The following is a 7562-nucleotide window of genomic DNA, read 5'->3' as shown; positions in this document are numbered from 1 at the left end:
ATACCGCTGACCAGGGCTACTACCTTGGTGAACATGGTTGGTTCGATAAACGGATGATTAACGAAGAATCGGTACACATGCCATTTGTTATTCGTTATCCCAAAGAAATTCCTGCAGGAACACGCAACAACGATATTATTGAAAATGTGGATTTCTCAGCTTTATTTGCCGATTATGCCGGAGCTGCTTATCCGGGCGCAATGCAAGGGCATAGCTTCCGCGAAAACCTGAAAGGAAACACGCCCGACGATTGGCGCAAATATGGTTATTATCGTTACTGGGAACACCAAACCATGCGGCCGGGACACTTCGGAATTCGTAGCGACCGCTACAAGTTAGCTTTCTTTTACGGTAATGGTTTTAAAGCGAATGAATTTGGCGAAGGCGAAGAAACCGGGCGTTACTGGGATTTTTACGATCTTGAAAAAGATCCAAAGGAATTACATAATGCTTACAATGAGCCCGAATATCAGGGTATTATTGCTGAAATGAAAAAGGAAATTCTTCATCAACGGGAATTGCTGGGCGATACTGATGCCGATAATCCTGAAATTTTGGAGATAATTGCAGAACACTGGAACGACTAAGAATTTCGCGCAGAAAACGCAAATAATCGCAGATGTATAATTCTTCATCTGTGTAAATTTGCAAAATCAGCGTGCAAAGGTTTAAAAATGAATAAATTAAAAAGCATATCAATTTGGGGCTTGATTTTATCGCTGGCATTCGCGTTTGCCTGTACAAAGGAAAACGTAGTTAGCAAACCCAATATCATTATCATAATGGCAGATGATTTGGGCTATGCCGATTTATCGTGTTATGGCAGTAAAACCATAAATACACCCAATCTCGATAAACTGGCCGCTGAAGGAATCCGGTTTACCGATTTCCACTCCAACGGCCCGGTATGCAGCCCCACGCGGGCAGCACTGCTCACCGGAAAATACCAGCAACGCGTGGGTATTGATGGTGTTGTTACCGCTAAGAGTCATCGTCACGTAGGTTTGGCTCCTGGTGAAAAAACGTTTGCCGAAACATTTAAAGATGCCGGCTATGCAACCGGAATGTTTGGGAAATGGCATGTAGGTTACGAAACAAAATTTAACCCAATTAATCAAGGCTTTGATGAATACATTGGTTTTGTTTCAGGCAATGTTGATTACCATTCGCACGTGGATCAGGAAGGATACGAAGACTGGTGGACCGGCGATAAACTGGTAAAAGAAAAAGGCTACTCTACCGACTTGATTACAAAACATTCGGTCGATTTTATCAAACGGCACAAAGACAAACCTTTTTTACTGTATATCCCGCATGAGGCGCCTCATGGCCCTTTTCAGGGAAGAAATACCGAAGCCCGCCGCCAAATAGGAGGAAAAGACGATCCGGGATTTAACAAACGCGACCCGAAAGAAATTGAGGAACCCATCTACAAAGAAATGATAGAAGTCATGGACGAAGGTATTGGTGCAGTAATTAATACATTGAAAGAATTAGAGCTTGATAAAAATACATTCGTTTTCTTTTGTTCCGACAATGGTGGTATTTCACGTTTAGCCGATAATGGCCCACTGCGTGGTTTTAAAGCAAGCCTTTGGGAAGGTGGTCATCGCGTGTCGGCCATTGCCTGGTATCCCGGAGTAATTGCTCCCAATCAGATAAATGATGAAACGCTATTAACCATGGATCTTTATCCAACTCTCGCTGAAATGATTGGGGCTGAAATCCCGCAAAATATTGATGGTGTAAGTTTTAAAAATCATTTACTGAAAGGCGAGGAGATATCTGAAAGGGATTTGTTTTGGAGTTTCTCGGGAAAAACAGCTTTACGCTCTGGCGACTGGAAACTTATGCGCTTTAAAAGTGCTGAACCACAATTGTTTAATTTGAAAACTGACATTGGGGAAACAACTAACGTAGCTTCTGAGAATCCGGAATTAGTTGAAGAAATGTTAGAAAAAATACGATTGTGGGAAGAGGATGTATTCTCAACTCAATAAGAAACAATATTAATGAACAGACTAATTACGTATACTAGTATTGCCCTGATGATGTTCGTGCTTGGAAGCTGTACGCAAAAAACTTCTAAATCGAATACTTCACAGAGTGGAGTGGAAGGGAAACCCAATGTAATTTTAATAATGACCGACGATCAGGGATTTGGCGACCTGGGGTATTATGGAAATCCGCACATAAAAACACCGGTGCTTGACAAATTTGCTGGCGAGAGTGTGCGTTTCGATGAGTTTTTGGTGTCGCCGGTTTGTGCCCCAACCCGCTCGGCCTTAATGACTGGCCGCTATACCTTGCGAACAGGCGTGCGCGAAACCTATCAGGGAGGGGCAATGATGGCGGCTTCTGAAATAACCCTTGCCGAAATATTAAAAGATGTGGGTTATAAAACCGGAATGATTGGGAAGTGGCATTTGGGCGATAACTATCCAATGCGCCCTGAAGATCAGGGCTTCGATTATACCTTGCGTCATTTGTCGGGAGGTATCGGGCAGTGGGGCGACTGGCCCAACCACCTAAAAGGCAACCGAAGCTATTTTGATCCTGCGCTTTTTGAAAACGGTAAAATGGTAGAAAGCCGGGGCTATTGCAGCGATGTTTTTACCGATGCAGCTATCCAGTTTCTGGAAGAAAACCAAACCGATCCTTTCTTTTTATATCTGGCGTTTAACGCACCGCACGATCCGCTACAGGTTCCGCAGGAATATTACGAAATGTACAAAGACATTGATCCGGCTTCAGGTTTCGAAAACGACAGCCGCCCTTTTCCCGAAATGAACGAAAACATGAAGGAGAAAGCCCGGAAAGTGTATGCGATGGTCACCAATATCGATGATAATATGGGGCGTTTGTTAACAAAAATGGATGAACTCAACTTAAGCGAAAACACTTTGGTGATTTTTATGAGCGACAACGGACCAATTCCTTACCGGTATTTGGCCGGAATGCGCGGAAGAAAATCATCGGTTTACGAAGGTGGCATACAGGTACCCTGTTTTTGGCGCTATCCCAATGGATTTAAACCCGACCGGGATATTAAGGCTACCGCTTCGCATTTTGACATCTTTCCAACCATTGCTCAATTAGTTGGCGCCACTATTCCAACCGACCGAAAAATTGACGGCATAAGTTTGTTGCCTTTGTTAACAGGAGAAGCTTCAGAACTGCCCGAACGTAATATTTGCCGTTACTGGTCACGCCGCGAACCCCGAAAATTCGATAATATGATGATCAGGAACAGCCGGTTTAAATTGGTTGGAAACTGTAGCGAGAATGCCACTATTGACGAATTTGAATTGTTTAGTCTCAACGATCCGTATGAACAACACAATATTGTTGAAGGCCACAAGGAAACGGCAACTGCATTAAAAACCGACTTAAATAACTGGATAGATGAGATGCTGACCGAGCCAAATGCAAAAGAATCTCCGCGCATGATACTCGGTACCGTAAATGAAAATCCAAGCGTGTTAAACTTAAACGATGTACATTTTACCCGGCACAAAGCTGTAACAAAAAGTATTGTTTATTGGAAAACCGAAGTTGCTCAAAGCGGAGTGTATAACATTGATCTGTTTTTCAAAAAGCCAATAACCACCGATTGTGAGATAGAACTGCTGATTAACGACCGGAAGTACAGCTTCTTTTTTGAAGACGATGCTGCTGATCGTTTTTCGTTAGGTAAAATTAACCTGGAGGCTGGAGAAACCGATATTATCCCGGTGGTGCTGTTAAAACAACTAGATAAATATGTATATGAAATGCCTTTTTATCTTGAAATTACAAATGAATCAATCTGAACAATTTAACCTTAATCGAAATGAAGAAATTAATTTTTTCACTTGTTTGTATCCTGTTTCTGGTCTCGTGTGAGACAGCAAAAGAACAACCTGCAGAATTCAGGCTGTTTTACAACGAGCCTGCAGAAATATGGACAGAAGCTCTACCAATTGGTAACGGACGTTTAGGCGCCATGATTTATGGAGGAGTTTCGCAAGAACATATTCAGTTTAACGAGGAGACATTGTGGACGGGCGAACCACACGATTATTCGCACAAGGGAGCAAGCAACTACCTGGCAGAAATCAGGCAACTGTTAGCAGATGGCAAACAACGCGAGGCGCAAAACCTGGCTTCCGAAAAATTTATGAGTGTTCCGCTGCATCAGAAAGCGTATCAGCCCTTTGGCGATTTGTATCTCCAATTTCCGGGACATGAGAATTATACGGCTTATCAACGCGAGTTAGATATCGAAAAGGCCCTTGCAAAGACTTCCTATATAGTTGACGGTGTTCAATATAAGCGTGAAGTGTTTGCCTCCTTCCCCAACCAGGTTATAGCGGTAAACCTTAGTGCAGATAAAAAGAAGGCTCTGAATTTTGAGCTTGCTCTGGATGCTGTTCACGAACAAAAAGCTGTTTTTACCGAAGGAAATACAATGGAGCTGAAAGTAAACGTGAAAGATGGCGCATTGTATGGCGTGGCAACGCTGGTGGTAAAAACCGATGGCGCATTTGCTGCGGTAGATAACAACATTCAAATAAAGGACGCTTCGGAAGCAACCATCTACCTTTCAGCTGCAACAAATTATGTAAATTTTAACGACGTTAGTGCCGATGCAAAAAAGCTGGCCGGTGAAAAGTTAAAGCATCTGGAGGGTAAAAAATACCAGGAGTTAAAAGCCGATCATATTGCCGACTATCAGCAACTTTACAATCGTTTTAAAATTGATTTTGGCGATAACGGCCGTGCAGCCATGACCACTGAAAAACGCATTGTTGAATTTGAACGTTTACCCGAAGATCCGCAGTTGCTGGCCTTGTATGTGCAATATGCCCGTTACCTAACCATTGCCGGTAGCCGCGAGGGTACGAGGCCAACTACCTTGCAGGGAATTTGGAACGATAAAATTCGCCCACCCTGGGAAAGTAAATATACCGTAAACATTAATACCGAAATGAACTACTGGCCGGTGGAATTAACCAACCTGCCGGAGTGCCACGAGCCCTTGTTTACCATGCTTAAGGAAGTTGCTGAAACAGGAGCGATTGTGGCCAGAGAACACTACAATTGCGATGGTTGGGTTCTACATCATAACACAGATATTTGGAGAGGGGCAGCACCTATAAATGCGTCGAATCATGGAATATGGGTAACCGGTGGTGCGTGGTTGTCAACCCATTTCTGGGAACATTATTTATTTACTCAAGACAAAAAGTTTTTGGAGGAGAACTACGAGTTAATAAAGGGTTCGGCGCAGTTTTTTGCCCAGTTTTTATACCGTGATCCCAATACCGGATACCTGATCAGTTCGCCATCCAACTCTCCCGAAATTGGTGGTCTGGTGGCTGGTCCAACCATGGATCATCAAATTATCCGCGCCTTATTTCGGATTTGCATTGAAGCTTCTGAAAAACTAAACAAAGACCATGCTTTTGCCGAAGAATTAAAAGCCCTGATTCCGCAGATAGCACCCAACCAAATTGGGCAGTACGGGCAGTTGCAGGAGTGGTTGGAAGACAAAGATAATCCGGAAGTAAAACACCGCCATGTATCGCATTTGTGGGCGGTTTATCCCGGCTCTGAAATTAATCCGGAAGAAACACCAGAGTTGATGAATGCCGCGCAGCAATCGCTCGAATTTCGTGGCGATGGTGGTACCGGATGGAGCCTGGCCTGGAAAATCAATTACTGGGCGCGTTTTCTCGATGGTAATCATGCTTACAAAATGATTCACCGCCTGCTGAGTCCGGCTATTACTCCCGATAACAAAGAAAGAGGGGGGTCGTATGTCAACCTTTTCGATGCACATCCTCCATTTCAGATTGATGGGAATTTTGGTGGTGCCTCCGGAATTATTGAACTGTTGCTACAAAGTCACCTGGGTAAAATTGAGCTTTTGCCAGCCTTACCCAGCGCTCTGCCAAACGGAAACATTTCGGGTGTTTGTGCGCGGGGTGGGTTCGAACTGGCTTTTTCGTGGAAAGACGGGCAGCTTGAAAAAGTGGAAGTACTTTCAAAGGCCGGCAACACTTGTCACTTAAAATACAACGATACCTTGATTGAATTTGAAACAGAAAAAGGCAAGAGTTATAGTTTTAATGGCGAACTAAAATAAGAATTGCAATGTTGAGTGCTTATCGAAAAATACAAACTTTTATTGTAGCAATTATCTGTTTCGGGATGGTACTGGGGGCTTGTACCAAAACGGAAACAAATAAAAAGCCTAACGTCATCATCTTTTTCACCGACGACCAGGGCTACAACGATGTGGGTTGTTTTGGCTCGCCGCTAATAAAAACACCTCATCTCGACCAAATGGCCAACGACGGAATTCGTTTCACCGACTTCTATTCGGCCTCGTCGGTTTGTTCGCCATCGCGTGCGGCCTTGCTAACCGGGTGTTATCCGCTAAGGGTAGGCGTTCCGGTGGTTTTATGGCCCGCCAGCGAAACAGGCCTGGCCCAAAGCGAAGTAACCATTGCCGATATGCTGAAAGAACAAGGGTATGCAACCGCCTGTATTGGTAAGTGGCATTTGGGCGATAAACCCGAGCTTTTGCCAACCAGCCAGGGCTTCGATCAATATTACGGAATCCCGTATAGCAACGACATGTCGATAAACCGCAGTTTTAAACTCGCTGAAAATATCGTGTACAACGAGGGCATGAACCTCGACAGCCTGAAGGAGGTAAAATGGCGGGGCGGTAAAGTGCCTTTAATGCGCCAGGACGAAGTGATTGAGTACCCGGTTGACCAAACAACTTTAACAAAACGATACACCAACGAAGCAACAAAATTTATAAGGGAGAACAAGGACAGTAGTTTTTTCCTCTACATCGCACACACAATGCCTCATATTCCGCTATTTGCTTCACCTGAATTTAAGGGGAAGAGCGAACGGGGCTTGTATGGCGATGTTATTGAGGAGCTCGACTGGAGTATGGGCCAGATTCTGCAAACGCTTCAGGAACTTGAGCTGGATGAGAATACGCTCGTAGTTTTTACTTCGGATAATGGCCCGTGGAACCTGAAAAATGGTCATGGCGGCAGTGCATTTCCATTACGTGGCTTTAAATTTGATACCTACGAAGGAGGGATGCGCGAACCCATGATTGCCCAGTGGAAAGGAAAGATACCCCCCGGAACCGTTTGCTGCGAAGTTGCTTCAACCATTGATTTGTTGCCAACAATTGCCCACATCACGGGAGCAAAACTGCCGGAAAGAACAATCGACGGGAAAAATATATATCCACTGCTTACAAACGAACCTGGCGCCCAATCACCTCATGATGCCTTTTTCTATTATAAAGACACCACGCTTCAGGCAGTAAGAAGTGGCGAATGGAAACTTCGGGAAGAAAAGGGCAAAACAGAACTATTTAATTTGAAAGACGATATTTCAGAACAGAATAATATGGCACCGGAAAATCAGGAACTGGTGCAACTATTGAAGAATAAAATGGTTGAATTTGATCAGGACTTAAAGGAAAATAAGAACTAAACAGTATTTAATTGATGAATCATGAAAAAGATAATTCTTAATTTATT

Annotated in this window: 5 protein-coding genes; all 5 read left to right on the top strand. The window is 43.8% G+C overall.

Annotated elements, in window-relative coordinates:
- A partial coding sequence (locus ABZB17_RS17950; protein WP_372652180.1) for a sulfatase/phosphatase domain-containing protein occupies positions 1-587 on the top strand: 587 nt, incomplete at its 5' end.
- Between the two features lie 87 nt (positions 588-674).
- On the top strand, positions 675-2000 hold the full coding sequence (locus tag ABZB17_RS17945) for a sulfatase (protein WP_372652178.1): 1326 nt from the start codon (positions 675-677) through the stop codon (positions 1998-2000).
- Positions 2001-2012: 12 nt separating this feature from the next.
- Entirely contained in the window at positions 2013-3812 is a 1800-nt protein-coding gene (locus ABZB17_RS17940; protein WP_372652176.1) for an arylsulfatase, read from the top strand.
- A 20-nt stretch (positions 3813-3832) separates the two neighbouring features.
- On the top strand, positions 3833-6130 hold the full coding sequence (locus ABZB17_RS17935; protein WP_372652174.1) for a glycoside hydrolase N-terminal domain-containing protein: 2298 nt from the start codon (positions 3833-3835) through the stop codon (positions 6128-6130).
- An 8-nt stretch (positions 6131-6138) separates the two neighbouring features.
- Positions 6139-7515: a sulfatase gene (locus ABZB17_RS17930; protein ID WP_372652172.1), complete on the top strand. Its 1377-nt coding sequence runs from the start codon at positions 6139-6141 to the stop codon at positions 7513-7515.
- Positions 7516-7562: the final 47 nt, after the last annotated feature.

Source organism: Draconibacterium sp., assembly GCF_041583095.1.
Classification (GTDB): Bacteria; Bacteroidota; Bacteroidia; order Bacteroidales; family Prolixibacteraceae; genus Draconibacterium.
This window is presented reverse-complemented; position numbering and strand designations above follow the sequence as displayed.

Excerpts from the sequence above, each read along its gene's own strand:
- ABZB17_RS17930 (WP_372652172.1), top strand. The coding sequence starts at position 6,139 with ATGTTGAGTGCTTATCGAAAAATACAAACTTTTATTGTAGCAATTATC.
- ABZB17_RS17940 (WP_372652176.1), top strand. The coding sequence starts at position 2,013 with ATGAACAGACTAATTACGTATACTAGTATTGCCCTGATGATGTTCGTG.
- ABZB17_RS17935 (WP_372652174.1), top strand. The coding sequence starts at position 3,833 with ATGAAGAAATTAATTTTTTCACTTGTTTGTATCCTGTTTCTGGTCTCG.
- ABZB17_RS17945 (WP_372652178.1), top strand. The coding sequence starts at position 675 with ATGAATAAATTAAAAAGCATATCAATTTGGGGCTTGATTTTATCGCTG.